This window comes from Vulcaniibacterium tengchongense, from assembly GCF_003814555.1.
Taxonomy (GTDB): domain Bacteria; phylum Pseudomonadota; class Gammaproteobacteria; order Xanthomonadales; family Xanthomonadaceae; genus Vulcaniibacterium; species Vulcaniibacterium tengchongense.
Genome location: NZ_RKQN01000003.1, coordinates 383,463 through 398,587, shown reverse-complemented (window position 1 = coordinate 398,587; position 15,125 = coordinate 383,463). Strand labels below are relative to the sequence as shown.

Here is a 15,125-nt window from a genome sequence, read left to right as displayed (position 1 = left end):
GTACACTTGCGCCCATGGAACGACGCGAAGACGTGGTGATCGTGGGCGCGGGCGTGATTGGCCTCGCCTGCGCCCTGGCCCTGCTCGAGAGCGGGCGCGGCGTGCGCGTGATCGACGCCGGCCGTGTCGGCGGCGGCAGTTCGCACGGTAACTGCGGCACGATCACGCCCAGCCACGCGCCGCCGCTGGCCGCGCCCGGCGTGGTGCTGCAGGCGCTGCGCTGGATGCTGACGCCCGACGCGCCGTTGTACGTGGCGCCGCGTTTCGACCCGCGCCTGTGGAGCTGGCTGCTGCGCTTCGCCCTGCGCTGCAACCTGCGCGACTGGCGCCGCAGCGCGCTGGCCAAGTCGGCCATCCTCAACGACTCGCGCCAGCGCCTGGCCGACTGGGTGCGCGACTACGGCCTGGAGTGCGAGTTCGCGCCCTCCGGCGAGGACTACGTCTACCGCGACCCGCGCGAGTTCGAGCACGGCCAGGGCGAGGTCGAGTTCCTGCGCAGCGTCGGCGTGTCGGTCGAGGTGGTCGACGGCCCGCGCTACGAGGCGAGGGAACCGGCGCTGAAGCCCGGCGTGGCGGGCGCGATCTGCTTCGACGGCGACGCGGTGTTGCGCCCGGACCGCTACGTCGCCGAACTGGCGCGGGTGGTGCGCGAGCGCGGCGGCGCCATCGACGAGCATCGCGCGCTCGCCGGCATCGCCCCGCAGCGCGACGGCGTGCGCATCGACACCGCGCAAGGCCCGCTGCAGGCGCGCGATGCGGTGCTCGCGCTCGGCGCCTGGTCGGCGCGGCTGGCCGGGGCGATCGGCGCGCCGGCGCTGAAGCGCGCGATCCAGCCCGGCAAGGGCTACTCGATCACCTACACCGCGCCCAAGCGGGTGCCGAGGCGGCCGCTGGTGCTGCGCGACCGCTCGGTGTGCGTGACCGCCTGGGCCAGCGGCTACCGCCTGGGCAGCACGATGGAATTCAGCGGCTTCGACGACCGCCTCAACCGCCGCCGCCTCGACGCGCTCGAGCGCGGCGCCGCCGAATACCTGCACGAGCCGGTCGGCGCGCACAAGCAGGAGGAATGGTTCGGCTGGCGGCCGATGAGCTGCGACGACGTGCCGATCATCGGCCCCGCGCCCGGCAGCGAACGGGTCTGGCTCGCCACCGGCCACGGCATGATGGGCGTGAGCATGAGCGCGGCCACCGGCCAGCTGATCGCCGACCTGGTCACCGGCCGCGCGCCGGCGATCGACCCGGCGCCGTTCCGGATCGAGCGCTTCGGCTGAAGCACACCCGGGCGGCTCCGCCGATGGCGCGGCCGTCGAGGCGCCCGTGTCGGATTCCTCCTACACGCGGGTGCGGATTTTTCCTACCGCGCGCGCACGTCGCGGCCGCGCCGAGGCCGAGCTCCTGATCTATGCTTCGCATGCCCAGCCGCACCGCGCGAGTCGCGTCGGCAGCCGGGCTCTACAGGGGGAAATCAGGAGTGGTTCGGAGTGGCCTCGGGAAAGGGGAAGGCGCCGCGTCGGCGGCCAGGATGGGGGTTGTTCTTCGGTTTGTTGGGACCGCTCGCATCGGCGGGCGCGCAGGCTCCCGACCCAGCGACGCAAGAGCTGCTGCGCCAGCAGGAGCGTGAGCGGGCCCTGCGCGAGCGGCAGGAAACGCGTCCCGACGTGCGTCTGGAGCAGGGGCCGAAGGCCGGCTTCGAACGTTTGCCTGCGGAAGAATCGCCCTGCTTCCCGATCCGGCGGATCGAGCTGGACGGCGAGGATGCCGCGCGCTTCTGCTGGGCGCTGAAGGCCGCCGATCCGGAAGGCGACCCCGCGACGGGGCGCTGCCTCGGCACGGGCGGCATCAACATCGCGATGAAGCGCGTGCAGAACGCGATCGTCGCGCGCGGCTACGTGACCACGCGCGTGCTGGCGCCGCCGCAGGACCTCAAGAGCGGCACGCTGACGTTGACCGTGGTGCCCGGGCGGCTGCGCGCGATCCGGTTCGTGGAAGGTACCGATTCGCGCGCCACATGGTGGAACGCGGTTCCGGCCCGGCCCGGCGACCTGCTCAACCTTCGCGACATCGAGCAGGCCCTGGAGAATTTCCAGCGCATCCCGACGGTGGCCGCCGACATCCAGATCGTGCCCGCCGACGGCGATCGGGCCAAGCCGGGCGAAAGCGACCTGCTGCTCGCCTGGCAGCAGCGTTCGCCGTTCCGGTTGAACCTGAGCCTGGACGACGCCGGCAGCGAAGCGACGGGCAAGCTGCAGGCCGGCGCGACGCTGTCGCTGGACAACGGGTGGATGTGGAACGACCTGTTCTACGTCAACGTCGGCCACTCCGTGTTCAACGGCGGCAAGAAGGGCTCGTCGAGCTGGACCGCGCACTACGACGTCCCGTTCGGCTACTGGCTGCTGGGCGCGACCGCCGGCGGCTACGACTACCGCCAGGCCGTGGCGGGCCCGTTCGAGACCTACGTCTACAGCGGCTCGAGCAAGAACGCCGAACTGCGCCTGTCGCGGCTGCTGTTCCGCAATGCGACGGTGAAGTTCGGCGCCTACGGTCGCGGCTGGTGGCGCGAATCGGACAACTACATCGATGACACCGAGGTCGAGGTGCAGCGCCGCCGGATGGCGGGCTGGGAGCTCGGTTTCACCCACAAGCAATTCTTCGGCAGGGCGACGCTGGACGCGAGCGCCGCGTACCGCCGCGGCACGGGCGCGTTCGATGCGCTGTCGGCGCCGGAAGAGCCCTTGGGCGAAGGCACGTCGCGGATGAAAGCGATTATCGCCGATGCCCAGATCGCGGTGCCGTTCCAACTCGGACGGCAGCGCCTGCGCTACACGGGGGCGTGGCGCGCGCAGTGGCACCGCACGCCCTTGGTGCCGCAGGACCGGTTCGCGATCGGCGGGCGTTATACCGTGCGCGGTTTCGACGGCGAAGTCTCCCTGAGCGGCGAACGCGGCTGGCTGGTCCGCAACGACCTCGGCCTGACGCTGGGCGGCGGCCAGGAACTGTACTTGGGTGCGGACTACGGCCGCATCGGCGGCCCCTCGGCGCGATGGCAGCGTGGCGACCACCTGGCCGGCGCCGTCGTCGGCCTGCGCGGCGGTTGGCAAGGCCTGTTCTGGGACGCGTTCGTGGGTGCGCCGATCGCCAAGCCGGCCGGCTTCCCCGCCGCGTACACCGCCTACGGTTTCAGCCTGAACTGGACGTACTGACCGCTTCGTCCTGGGGACGGAGGTTTTGCTCGAACGACGGAATTCGGCGGCAGCGGCCGAATCGGACAACAAGGATCGACAGCCATGAACCGCATCTATCGACTGGTCTTCAATCGCGCTTTGGGCGTTTTGCAGGTCGCTTCGGAGCTGGTGCGATCGCCGCGCGGGTCGGGAACGAACGCGGAAGGCGCCGCCGTGGCCTGCCTCCGCCCGGTCAGCTTCGCACTATGGCTGGCGTTGGGCTGGGTCGGCCTGGCAACCCCGATCTTTGCGCAACAGGTCCAGGGCCGGATCGTGGCCGATCCCGAGGCGCCGGGGAAACAGCGCCCGACGGTGCTGAGCGCGGCCAACGGCGTGCCGCTGGTCAACATCGCCACTCCCTCGGCAGCGGGCGTGTCGCGCAACACCTATTCGCAGTTCGATGTCGGTCCCGAGGGCGCGATCCTCAACAATTCGCGCGGCAACGTGCAGACCCAGCTCGGCGGCTGGGTGCAGGGCAATCCGTGGCTCGCCCGGGGTACGGCCAAGGTCATCCTCAACGAGGTCAATTCGTCCGATCCGAGCCGCCTGCACGGCTACGTCGAGGTGGCCGGCGATCGCGCCGCGGTGGTGATCGCCAATCCCGCCGGCATCCAGGTGAACGGCGGCGGCTTCCTCAACGCCAGCCGGGTGACGCTGACCACGGGCAAGCCGGTCTTCGCCGGCGGCGCGCTCGACCACTATCGAGTCGAAGGCGGCGCCATCCAGGTGGACGGCGCCGGCCTGGATGCGACCCAGGCCGACTACACCGATCTGATCGCGCGCTCGCTGCAGGTCAACGCCGGCATCTGGGCCGAGCAGTTGCAGGCCAGCCTGGGCGCGAACATCGTCGGCGGCGACCATGCCCAGGTGACGGCGACCCCGGCCGGCGCGGGACCCGCGTTTGCGCTCGACGTCGGCGCATTGGGCGGCATGTACGCCGGCAAGATCGCGCTGCTCGGCACCGAACACGGCGTGGGCGTGCGCAACGCCGGCACCATCGGCGCGCAAGCGGGCGAATTGCGGGTCACGGTCGACGGCCGGCTCGAGAACACCGGGGCCCTGCAGTCGCAGCAGGATGCGCGTATCGCGGCGAGCGGCGGCGTGGCCAACGCGGGCACGCTGAGCGCCGCGCGGGAACTGATCGTGTCCACCCCGGCGGACGTGGACAACCGCGGCGGCACGCTCAATGCGCAGCGCATCGAGGTCGACGCGGCCTCGCTTCGCAATGGCGGCGGTGCGATCGAGCAGACCGGGCTGCAGGCGCTGGCCCTGCGGTCCGGCTTTGTGAGCAATCGCGACGGCGGCCGGATCGGCATGGCCGAACCCACACCCAACCCCGGCAGTGGCGGAAATCCGGGCCCCGGCGCGGGCGGGGGCACCGGCGATGGCGGCGGTGCGGGCTCCGGCGGCCAGCCCGGCAATGGCGTCGGCTCGGTCCCGTTGCCGCAGCCGCTGGCGGATGGTGCGCTACGTATCGCCGGCACGCTCGACAACGACGGCGGCCGAATCAATGCCGGCGGTGGCGTGGCGCTGAGTACCGCGAACGGCCTGGACAATGGCGGCGGTCATCTGGGTTTGCGCGAACTGACCTTGACGCGGGGCGACCTCGGCAACGCCGGCGGCGAGCTCAATGTCGCCGGAGACGCGCGCCTGACCGTCGGCCGCATCGCGAACGATGGCGGCAGGCTGGAGGTGGCGGGCGCGCTGCAGGTCGACGCGCAATCGCTCAGCAATCGTGGCGGCACGGTGAGCCAGGGCGGCACTGCGGCATCGGCCATCAAGGTCGCGGGCACGTTCGACAACACCGGCGGCACCTTGGCCAGCAATGCGTCGAGCCTGACGCTCGGCAGCGGTGTGCTGGCCAACGAGGAAGGGCGTATCGAACACGCAGGGATGGGCGGCCTGACGGTACGGGCGGATACCTTGCAGGGCGCCGGCGGCACGATCGCCGCCCATGGCGATGTCCATCTCGGGGTGAGCCAAGCGGACCACCGCGGCGCTTCGCTCAGCGCCGCACGTGTCGGCCTCGAAGCCGAACGTTTCGACAACCGCGGCGGCCGCATCGTCGCGACCGGCCCGGACGCCAGCACGCTGGCCGTGCGCGATACGTTCGACAATGGCGACAGGGGCGCGATCGCAAGCCAGGGCGATCTGTCCATCCAGGCCAGCACGCTGGCGAATGCCGGCGGTACGGTGCAGCTGGCGGGCACAGGCACGCTGGCGATCGATGCGGCCGCGCTGAAGGGAGAAGGCGGCACGCTGGCGAGCAACGGCGCCCTGACGATCGTAGGTGGAACCCTGGATCTGCGCGCGGGCACGACGTTCGCGCAGAAGGTCGCCATCGACGCCGACACCGTCACGACCGCCGGTGGAACGCTGACGGCGGCGGGTGCCGAAGCCTTGATGCTGCGCGCGCGCGCGCGACTCGACAACACGGTCGGCCGGATCGCGACCAACGGCGCGCTGCAACTCGAGGCGGGCGCACTCGCCAACGGCAACGGCTCGATCACCGCCGCAGGCGCAGGCGACACCCGCGTCGCCGTCTCGGGAGCTTTCGACAACTCGCGTGGCGTGCTTGCCGCCGCAGGAGCGACGACGATCGAAGCGGGCGAGATCACGAATGCCGCGGGTGTGCTGCAAGCGGCCGGCGCAGCCGCGTTGCAGGTGCGCGCACACGGGCTTCTCGCCAATTCGGACGCGGGCACGATCACCGCCAGCGGCGATCTGACGGTGGCCGCGGCCAAGCTCGACAACATCGCCGGCACGATCGCACACGCCGGCGACGGCACTCTCAGGATCACGGCCTCGGCTCTGGACGGCGCCGACGGCTCCATCGCAAGCAACGGAGCGCTGGCGCTGTCCGGCGGCGCCCTGAACCTGCGCGGCGGCACTACGTCCGCGCGGACCATCGGCATCGATGCGGTCGATCTGATCACGGCCGAGGGCGTCGTCAACGCCGCAGGTACGGGGGAGATGTCCGTTCGGATCGGGAGGCTGTTCGACAACACGGCCGGCAGCGTGGCGACCAACGGCGTGCTACGCCTGGACGCGAACAGCCTGTCCAATGTGGACGGCATCCTGAGCGCCGCCGGCACCGGCGCCAGTTCCGTCGTCGTAGGGGGGGAGTTCGACAACAGTCGTGGCCTGCTCGTCGGCAGCGGCATCTTGGACGTCGCTGCCGGCGAACTGATCAACCGCGACACCCGCAGCGCCGGTTCCGACGCCGCATTGAAAGGGGGAATCTACGGCGAGCAGGTAAACCTCACCGCAGGAGTGCTCGACAACGCGGCCGGCAGGATCGCTGCCCGGGAAATGCTGACGTTGTCCGCAGAGGCGTTCGGCAACGCCGCTGGCGAAGTCGCTGCGGGATCGGCGCTGGCTATCGACGCCGTCCGGTTGAACGGCGAGAACGGCACCCTCGCGACCAACGGTACGCTGGCCCTGGCCGGCGATCGCACCGACCTGCGCGGCGGTACGACTTCGGCGCGGCGCATTCTGGTGGACACCGGTGAACTGATCACCGCCGGTGGAACGTTGACTGCAGCCGGCACGGATGCGTTGGATCTGCGGGTGCGCGGCATGCTGGACAATACCGCCGGGCGGATCGCGACCAACGGCGCGTTGCAGCTCCAGGCGGGCGCCTTGACCAACGCTCGGGGCAGCGTCACCGCCGCTGGCAACCAAGCCACGACGCTTTCCGTCGCCGGCGCCCTGGACAACACGCGAGGCACGTTGGCTACCGCCGGTGCGACGACCGTGCGCGCGGGCGAGCTCGTCAACGCGGAGGGCGTGCTGCAGGCTTCGAGCGAAGCGCCGTTGGTCGTCGGTGTGGACGGTCGCCTGAGCAACCAGCGCGGGACGATCGAGAGCAACGGCGCCATCGAACTGACGGCACGCGTTCTCGGCAATCGCGACGGTGTCGTGCGCACGCAGCGCGGCATCGACATCGCCGCCTCCGACGAGTTGGACAACGCGGGCGGCACGGTCGTGGCCGGAGGCGATCTGGCGCTGAAGGCAGGCACGCTGCTCAATCGCGATACCTTCGATGCGAGTGCCGCCGATCCGGCGTCGCTGCGCGGACTGTTCGGCGCCAAGGTTACTCTGGAAGCCGGCACGATAGACAACGCTACGGGCCGTATTAGCGCGGAAGATTCGCTGACCCTGAGCGGCACGACGCTGCGCAATGCGGGCGGTTCGATCGACGGCCGCGGAGCGGTGAGCGTCACCGCGGCTTCCTTCGACAATGCCGGTGGCGAATTGGTGCAGCGGGGGGAGGCCGGCGTCCTGGCCCTGACCGTTTCCGGCGCGCTGGCCAATACCGCCGACGGCCTGATCGGGGCCGAGGGCGCCGCCAATGTCCAGGCCGGTACGCTCGACAACCGCGGCGGCACGGTGTTCGCGCGGAATGGGCTAGCCGTGTCCAGCCGCGGCGACATGCGCAATGGCGACGGCGGCCTGCTTCGCAGCGGCGCGGGCTTGACCTTGAATTCCGGAGGCTTGTTCGACAACAGCCATGGCGCAGTCGATGCGACGGGTACCGCCACGCTCTCGGCGGACCGAATTGCCAATGTCGCGGGCCAGATCCTGGCGGGCACCGCGGGCGACGCCAGCGCAGCACTGAGCGTGGCTGCGGCTGGGGCGGTGGACAACCGGGGCGGAACCATCGGTAGCCGCGGCGGCGACCTGGCGCTGCGGGCGGCACAGGTGGAAAACAGCGGAGCCGGAACCTTGGTCGCGCACCGCGACCTGGCGCTCGACGCGGCGGCCATGAACAACGCCTCTGGCACGACATACGCAACGCGGCATCTGCGCTACGAGACCGCGGCCGGCGTGCTCGACAACGCGGGCGGCAGGTTCGGCGCGGGCGACACGGCTTGGTTGAACCTGGCGCGGATAGGCAACGGCAGTGGCGGCCGTATCCAGGCCGGCACCCTGTGGCTGACCGTGCCCGTGCTCGATACTTCGGGAGGCGAGATCGGCGCAGACCGCCTGCACGCGCAGATCGCCACGCTGACGGGCACCGGTCGCTTGTTCGGCGCCCAGTGGCTGAACCTCGCCTTCAGCGGCGACTTCGTTCACCAAGACGGTCTACGCCTGGAAAGCAACGGCTCGCTGGGCCTGACGGTTTCCGGGACGTTCACCAATCAAGGAACGCTGCAGAGCGCCAGCGAGCTGGTGATCAACGCCGCGAATCTCGTCAACCACGGCACGATCAACGCCAGCAACGCGGCCGGGACGGGCGTCAACCGCATTACCGTCGGGGGCGCGATCGACAACCGCGTCGGCGCCAGCATCGAAGGTGACGCCGTCGCGCTGGCCGCGCGCGATGTCTCCAACACGGGCGATATCGTCGGCGATACGGTGCGCATCGAAGCGGACACGTTGACCAACGGGCGAGATCTTGGTTCGGCGCTCGCCACCCGCGACTACGGCGAGGGCTTCATCGGCGCCGCCGAACTGCTCGAGCTGAATATCGGGCAATCGCTGCGCAATCTGGATGCGGAGATCTTCAGTGCCGGAGATCTGAGCGTTGCCGGCCGCAACGGCGGCCGGCTGGGCGAGCTCCGCAACGTCTCCGGCCGGATCCAAGCCGAAGGCGATGCGTACGTCGCGGCCGATCGGATCGAGAACGCGCGAAGAGTGCTGGAATACACCTGGGGCGCATTGACTCCGGAACAGCAAGCCGCGCTGACCCTGTCCAGTTACGGCTCGGATGCGGAGACGTATGGAGCGGCGTTCTCCAAACTGTTCGGCCGGTACTGCAGCACAAACTGCATGTACTTCAACCTGGAGTACGTCGAGAAGATCACGCCGACCGAAGGGATCTTCGTGACGCGGGCGTCGAAGGAGTCCGTGCTGGCGGCCGGAAGCGATTTGAGCCTGAATACCGCCTCGCTCCTCAATCGCTATTCCGCCATCGCCGCCGGGCGGAACCTCACCATCAACGGCGAGGCAGGCGGCGAAGCCACGCCGGGAGTGAACAACGTCAGCCTATCCGGCCAGCAGAGCTGGCAGGTCACGGGCGAGTACTACCTCGACTACCAGGCATGCAACGCCCCAAGCGGCGTCACCTGTGAGTTCGAACCGAAGTCGGCCGGGGGCACGATGCACTTCGGCGCGGTGACGCGCACGACGTATCCGGTGGAGGGGCGGGCGACGGTCACCGCCGGCGGCGCGCTGACCATCGTGACCGATGGCGACGTCGGCAATGCCATCGTGCGGGCCGCGGACGGGCTGTCGGGGGTGAACAGCGGATCGCTTGGCGGGCCGGGCAACACCGGGCTGGGCGTCTCGACCCGCAGACAGGCGGGGACGACCGGCGGGGTGGGTACCGTCGGCGGCCGGCAGGTGGACGTCGCACAAGCGTCCAGGCTGGCCCTGCACGACAAGGTCAATGGAGCGGGCAATCCCGCCAACGCGGCTCCGCAGACGGTCGGTACTCCGGATCGCCCGCTGCCGGGGTTGGTGCCGCCCGACAACGGCATGTTCGACTTGGTCGCGGATCCAAACGCGCCGTTCCTGGTCAAGACGGCGCCGCGCTTCGTCAAGGGTGAGGCTGCCGGTTCGGACCTGCTACTGAGCACGTTGGGCTACAGCGAGACGGCCGCCCACAAACGGCTGGGCGACGCCTACTACGAGCAGCGCCTGGTGCTGGAACAGATCCTGGCGTTGACCGGCCGCCGCAGCCTGAGCGGCCATGGCGACGGCTTCGCGCAATACCGCGCGCTGATGGACAACGCCGCCGCGGTGGCCGGGCGGCTCGGCCTAGCGCTGGGCGCGCCGTTGACCAACACCCAGATTGGGGCCTTGGACCAGGACATCGTCTGGCTGGTCGAACAGGAAGTGGCAGGCCAGAAAGTGCTGGTGCCGGTGGTGTACCTCTCGCGCGCGACGGCCGAGCGGTTGCGCGCCGAAGGGGCGCTGATCGCAGGCGATACGGTCGACGTGCAGTCCGGCGCGACCGTGCGCAACGACGGCACCATCGCGAGCGACCGCGGCACCTGGCTGAGCGCGGACGCATTGATCAACGACGGCGCGATCCGCGGCGGCGGCCGCGTCGACCTCGCCACCCGCGGCGACACGATCAATCGAGGCAAGCTGGTGGGCGGCACCGTGGCGATCGACGCCGGCGGCGACGTGATCAACGCGCCGACCTTCGACGGTCTGGCCTGGCGCGGCGGCACGATCGCCGCCGATAGCGTGCTGCAGGTCAGCGCCGGCCGCGACGTCATCAACCAGGGCACGTTGAGCAGCGGCGGCCACGCCATCGTCCAGGCCGGCCGCGACTTCGTGCAGAACGCGAGCGTCGCCCAGGCGCCCGTGGGCCACCTGACGGCCGGCGGCAGTGCCGTGGTCACCGCCGGCCGCGATCTCGTCCTCGATCGCAGCGCCGTCACCGCCGGCGGGCACGTCGCCCTCGACGCCGGCCGCGACGCCCGATTCACCGCCAGCGAGGTCGGGGCGGGCGGTGGCATCGCGGTGACGGCCGGCCGCGACATCGTCAGCGACACGGTGACCGAGACGGTCACGTCCACGACACAGACCTATCGCCGCCAGGGCAAGAAGCGCACCTGGACCACCACCACCGTCACCGACGAGACCGTCACCGGCAGCACGTTCCAGGCCGGCGGCGACATCGCGATGGTGGCCGGGCAGGACATCACGCTGACGGCCGCCGCGGTGCGCAGCGACGAGGGCGGCATCGCCGTCGCGGCCGGACGCGACCTGACCCTGAACACCGCGCAGGAAACCGACCACCTGGTCGAGGACAGCGTCAGCAAGAAGAAGAACACGTTCTCCAAGACCACCACCCGGTCCCACAGCGAGGTCACCGACAGCTACGCGATCGGCACCACGCTGTCGGGCGAGCGCGTCGATTTGTCCGCCGGGAACGATCTGCGGTTGCAGGCGGCCATGGTCGCCGGGGACCACGGGGTGACGCTGGCGGCCGGCCACGACATCCGGATCGAGACCGGCGTGAACACCCACACCGAGTCGCACAGCAGCACGAAGAAGAAGTCGGGCCTGTTCAGCGGCGGCGGCGTGGGCGTCACCGTGGGCACCCAACGGATCACGCAGACGGCCGACATCACCGAAGTGTCCAACACCGGCAGCCTGATCGGCAGCAGCGACGGCCGGGTGGATATCGTCGCCGGCAACGACGTGACGATCACCGGCAGCGACGTGCTGAGCAAGGCCGGCATCGGCATCAGCGGCGAGAACGTGACGATCCAGGCGGCCGAGAACACGGTCTCGGTGCTGGAGACGCAGAAGTTCAAGCAGTCCGGCCTCAACGTCAGCCTGAAGGGCGGCGCGGTGGACGTGGCCACGAGCGTGGCCCACAGCGTGCAGCGCGGCGCCGAGGTGGAGGACGACCGGCTCAAGGCGCTGTACGCGGCGCAGGCGGGGCAGACGCTGTTCTCCAACAACGCAGCCGGGTTGAACGCACTTCAGAACATCGGGACCCAGGCCAATCAGGGCATCGCCGATGCCGCGAACGGCACCCGCGGTGGCAACGCCGGCCTGAGCCTGCGCATCGGCCTGGGCGCCAGCTCCAGTTCCAGCCGGATGGAGTACGAGGCCAGCACCGCGCAGGGCAGCCGCATCGCCAGCGAAGGCGAGGTGGCCATCGTGGCGCGCAGCGGCGACCTGAGCGTGATCGGCAGCCGGGTGGAGGGCGACAACGTCGCCCTCGCGGCCGCGCAGGACCTGATCCTGAAAAGCGCGACGGAGACGACCGAGCAGCGCGAGCGCAACAAGGCGTCCAGCGGCGCGATCGGCGTGACCGTCGGCAGCGAGGCCGGCATCGGCGTGTACGTCAGCGCCAGTACGGCCAAGGGCCAAGGCCAAGGCAGCGGCACCACCCATGCCGAGACCACGGTGCAGGCCGGCAATACCCTGACCCTGATCAGCGGCCGCGACACCACGCTGGAAGGCGCGCAAGCCCTCGGCGAGCGCGTGATCGCCGACGTGGGCCGCAACCTGAGCCTGATCAGCCAGCAGGACACCAACGACTACCGGCGCAAGGACCAGGCCGGCGGCATCGACGCGGCGGTCGGCACCGGCGGCGGGCAGGTCAGCGGCTACTACAACCAGCAGAAGATCGACAGCACCTACACCCGCGTGCGCGAGCAGACCGGGATCCAGGCCGGTGCGGGCGGGTTCGACATCCGCGTGGGCGGGCATACCGAACTGGTGGGCGCGGCCATCGCCAGTACCGCCGACCCGAGCCGGAACCGGCTGGACACCGGCAGCCTGTCGGTCGGTGACCTGCAGAACGAGGTGAGCTACCAAGCCAGCAGCGTGGGCGGAGGCTTCGGCAGCGGCGGTAGCGCCGGCAATGCCCTCAGCAACGGCATCGGTGCCGGCCTGAATCTGGCGGTGGGCCAATCGGGCGATGCCAGCAGCACCACGCGCAGCGGCATCAGCGCCGGCACGATCGAGATACGCGACGGCGACACCGCGGCGCTGGCGAGCCTGGACCGCAGCGTGACCCAGCTGCAGCAGGACGGCCTGCAGGCGATCTTCGACGAGCGCAAGGTGCAAGAGCGCCTGGAGATGGGGCAGGTGGCCGGGCAGGTCGGCATGCGTACGGCCGGCGACTTGGCCGACAAGATGGGCTGGGAAGAGGGCAGCAAGGAGAAGGCGATCCTGCACGGCCTGGTGGGCGCTGGCATCGCCGCGTTGGGAGGTGGCGAGGCCTTGCAGGGTCTGACCGGCGCGGCGGCCAACCAGCTGGCGACGAAGGCCCTCCAGGACTACTTGGTGCACGACGCCAAGATCGATCCGGACTCGCCGGAGGGCAAGACGCTGATGGAGTTGGCCAGCGTGGCGATCGGCACGGCGTTCGGGGGCGGCAGCGGCGCGGCGACGGCGCTGTATGGCGAGCAGTTCAACCGACAACTGCATCCGGATGAGGCGGCTTGGATCAACGCGCACGCGGCCGAGTTCGCAACCCAGCAAGGCATCAGCGTCGAAGAGGCCACTCAGAAGTTGTTGGTACAGGCTGCGATTAGCGTCGACAAAGGCTGGCGTGACGCTTTGGGCCCGGGCGACGCGGCCGCGCAGGCATTCCTGGACGGCGCGCCAGTCAGTGTCCGCGGGTGGGGCACGATGTTCTCAGCGGAGTGGAAGGACTACACGAATTCCAGCCTGTTCGCCGATGTGTTGCTCGCAGATCGCGACGCTTACAAACAGGTTGCAGGCGCCTTGGCCGGCAGCGGTGCCACGTTGGGCCATATGTACTCGATCAGCGAAGGTTGGGGGCGTCGAGCCCAGGCCTGGGGCACTAACGAAGATGCCTTGCAGATCTTCGAGATGTTCAGCGGCGACATCGGGTTTGCGTTTGGTGTGGGCCGCAAGGTGGTGAATGGCGATACGGAAGGCGCGGCTGCCGATGTACTGACGGCGCTGGCGCTTGCCCGCGCGGGCACGGCAGCAGCGCCGATGCTGGACAAGGCAGCCGACGCGGTCGGTGCCGTATTGAGCAAGAGCTTGGACGAGGTGGCGATGAGCGCCTTGCTGCGCAGCGGCGGCGCACATGCGGCGGACGGCAAGCCGTTGCTCAACCTGGCCGAGTTGACGAAGGATCAGAAGCGCGTCGCCGGCGAACTGTTCGGCGAAAATGCCATTCGGACTTGGTTGCCGGATGCCAACAAGATCGGTCGCGCGCAAAGCGCGGGCACCAATGGCATCGACGATCTTTACAAGGTCAATCGGCCGGATGTGGACTATGTGATCGTGGAATACAAGTTCGGCAGTTCGAAGCTGGGCACTTCCGCCGATGGGCCGCAGATGAGTGACGGTTGGATACTGGGATCGAACCGCCTGCTGAACGCGGTTAGAAGCGATAAAGTTGCCCAAGATATAGCAGATGCTATTCGTGCTGGTCGGGTTGAGCGGTGGGTTGTGCATACGGACCCGAGTGGACGCGTCTCGGTAGGTATGCTTGACGAAAGTGGGAAATTCATTCCACAGCCTAAGTCTAAGTTGTTTGGCGGGGATCGGTGATGCGGGATAATCGTTCAACAAAGGCATATTGGGATGAGTGGATTTTGTTCTCAGAAGAGAGGATATGCAAGGTCCAAAAGATTCGTGAATCTTCTTCGCCAAAAAATACAAGTTACGAGTCTCAATATGTCCGAGATTTGGCTTGGAGATATTTAAGGCTGATGCTCCAGAAGTATTCACGCGGGGATGCTGTAGGTGATTTTGGTCAGTATTTTTTGGGGTTCCTAGATGCCTGGGAAGAGTCTGAGCAAATTGGCAAGCAAGTTTGGGGTGAGGAGGAGCAGTTCCGCCGTCATGCCTGGGGTGTCAATTTAGACCATTACATTGATTGCTTCTGGTTGACGGGCTTGGCGTTGGCGCTAGATATTTCCGACGAACTGTGGCGGCGCCTGTTGGCGTTGATGGGCAACGAAGGCGAGGACGCATTGCTCGATCGGGTGATTGCCAGCCGTCAGCCCGGTCGGACCATCGGCAATAAGTTGTGTTTCCCGGATGTTTATCGTCCCTTGCTGGTCGCCATCGACGCGTCGGCTGATCAGCAGCCGCAGCTGCTGCGTAAATTCGTTGAAAATTGGTTCGTTCGCCTCAAAGGCGCGGGTCACCCGAGTTTTCCCTCTGCGCACCGAACACCCTATTGGTACTTCTATGGGGATAAAAACCTGGAGGGCGGCGCGTACTTCGGCCGTTGGTGCATCGAGGCAGTGGCAGCCGCCAAGGCATTCGGCATAGACGATCGCTTGTGCTTGGATCATCCGAACTACCCCGGAGATCTATTGCAGGACGGCCGATCCCCGCGTTATCCCGATGCTATGCCGGTCGCGAACGAAGCGGTGGTCCCCTCGCGCCCGGTCTCCGGGGCGAGCTGGTTGAGGCGGTTGCTTGGTAGGTCGTGAG

At 68.7% G+C, this 15,125-nt stretch carries 4 protein-coding genes; all 4 read left to right on the top strand.

The window, feature by feature from the left end:
- Nucleotides 1-14 precede the first annotated feature (14 nt).
- The 4 genes from EDC50_RS12225 (at nt 15) to EDC50_RS12210 (ending at nt 15,124) form a co-directional block, all read left to right on the top strand.
- Nucleotides 15-1,271 carry an NAD(P)/FAD-dependent oxidoreductase gene (locus EDC50_RS12225; protein ID WP_123770761.1) on the top strand — a complete coding sequence of 419 codons (1,257 nt, stop codon included), beginning with the start codon at nt 15-17 and terminating at the stop codon, nt 1,269-1,271.
- A gap of 258 nt (nt 1,272-1,529) precedes the next feature.
- A complete protein-coding gene (locus EDC50_RS12220; protein ID WP_425477925.1) occupies nt 1,530-3,200 on the top strand; it encodes a ShlB/FhaC/HecB family hemolysin secretion/activation protein in 1,671 nt (556 codons plus the stop codon).
- A gap of 84 nt (nt 3,201-3,284) precedes the next feature.
- Entirely contained in the window at nt 3,285-14,231 is a 10,947-nt protein-coding gene (locus EDC50_RS12215; protein ID WP_123770759.1) for a hemagglutinin repeat-containing protein, read from the top strand.
- Complete coding sequence (locus tag EDC50_RS12210) at nt 14,231-15,124, top strand: PoNe immunity protein domain-containing protein (RefSeq protein WP_123770758.1); 894 nt, start codon at nt 14,231-14,233, stop codon at nt 15,122-15,124. Before EDC50_RS12215 ends, EDC50_RS12210 begins: the two co-directional genes overlap by 1 nt.
- The last annotated feature ends 1 nt before the right edge of the window (nt 15,125 follow it).